The organism is Floccifex sp. (assembly GCF_051873495.1).
Lineage (GTDB): Bacteria > Bacillota_I > Bacilli_A > Erysipelotrichales > Erysipelotrichaceae > Floccifex.
The window spans coordinates 1-1,651 of record NZ_JBJEEX010000087.1; the positions used below are offsets into that span (position 1 = coordinate 1).

A 1,651-nucleotide genomic window follows, 5' to 3' on the forward strand; every position below is an offset into this window, starting at 1 on the left:
AACAATAATATCAGAATTTAAAAAGACTGTCGACCACTTTGTCAACAGTCTGAAGGGAGATTGATTCTCCCTTTTTTTATGTTATTATGTATGAGTAAATAGGAGGATTCTTTGTGAAAAGAGAGCTTGTCGTTGTCATTGACTTTGGGGGTCAATACAATCAATTAGTTGCACGTCGTGTACGTGAATGTAATGTATATTGTGAAATTTACTCATATAAAACACCATTAGAAAAAATTAAAGAAATGAACCCTAAGGGAATCATTTTAACAGGTGGACCAAATAGTTGTTATGAAGAAAATTCACCTACATGTTCAGATGAATTATTTAAATTAGGAGTACCAGTGTTAGGTTTATGTTACGGGGCTCAATTAATGCAACATGTTTTAGGTGGAAAAGTTGAAAAAGCAGATGCTCGTGAATATGGAAAAACGGCTTTAACACATAAAAATAACTCAGTATTATTTGAAGGTGTTCCAACGGATTCAACTGTTTGGATGTCTCATTTTGACTATATTTCTAAAGTAGCACCTGGATTTGAAATTACTTCTTATACTGACAATTGTCCTTGTGCAAGTTGTGAAGACGTTGAAAATCAAAATTATGCGATTCAATTCCATCCAGAAGTATTACACACAGAATATGGTAAAAACATTTTAAGTAACTTCGTTATGAATGTTTGTGGATGTGCTGGAGATTGGCGCATGGATGCATTTGTTGAAGAACAAATTAAATTGATTCGTGAAAAAGTTGGTGATGGTAAAGTTTTATGTGCATTAAGTGGTGGAGTCGATTCATCAGTTGCTGCTGTATTATTATCAAAAGCCATTGGAAATCAATTAACTTGTGTATTCGTTGATCATGGTCTTCTTCGTAAAAATGAAGGAGATGAAGTTGAAGAAGTATTTGGTCCAAATGGTCAATATGACTTAAACTTCATTCGTGTGAATGCCCAAGAACGTTATTATGAAAAATTAAAAGGTGTTACTGAACCAGAAGCAAAACGTAAAATCATCGGAGAAGAATTTATTCGTGTTTTCGAAGAAGAAGCTAGAAAAATTGGTAAAGTGGATTTCTTAGTACAAGGAACAATTTATCCTGACGTTGTAGAAAGTGGTTTAGGTGGAGAATCTGCTGTTATTAAATCACATCACAACGTAGGTGGATTACCTGATGTTGTTGATTTCAAAGAAATCATTGAACCATTAAGAGATTTATTTAAAGATGAAGTTCGTAAAGTTGGTTTAGAATTAGGAATTCCTGAATACTTAGTATTTAGACAACCATTCCCAGGACCAGGACTTGGAATTCGTATTATTGGGGAAGTAACAGCTGAAAAAGTTCGTATTGTTCAAGATGCGGATGCGATTTATCGTGAAGAAATTGCCAAAGCTGGTTTAGATCGTTCGATTGGTCAATACTTTGCTGCTTTAACAAATATGCGTTCCGTTGGTGTAATGGGAGATGAAAGAACATATGATTATGCCATTGCACTAAGAGCTGTTAATACAGTGGATTTCATGACAGCAGAAGCTGCTCAAATTCCATATGAAGTATTAAATAAAGTTATGTCTCGTATTATCAATGAAGTCAGAGGAGTAAACCGTGTAATGTATGACATTACATCTAAGCCTCCTGGAACAATTGAGTT

1 protein-coding gene is annotated in these 1,651 nt (G+C 34.3%); it reads left to right on the forward strand.

What is annotated here, in order from left to right; translation table 11 throughout:
- Positions 1-113: 113 nt before the first annotated feature.
- A partial coding sequence (gene guaA, locus ACI313_RS05125) for a glutamine-hydrolyzing GMP synthase (RefSeq protein WP_439755465.1) occupies positions 114-1,651 on the forward strand: 1,538 nt, incomplete at its 3' end.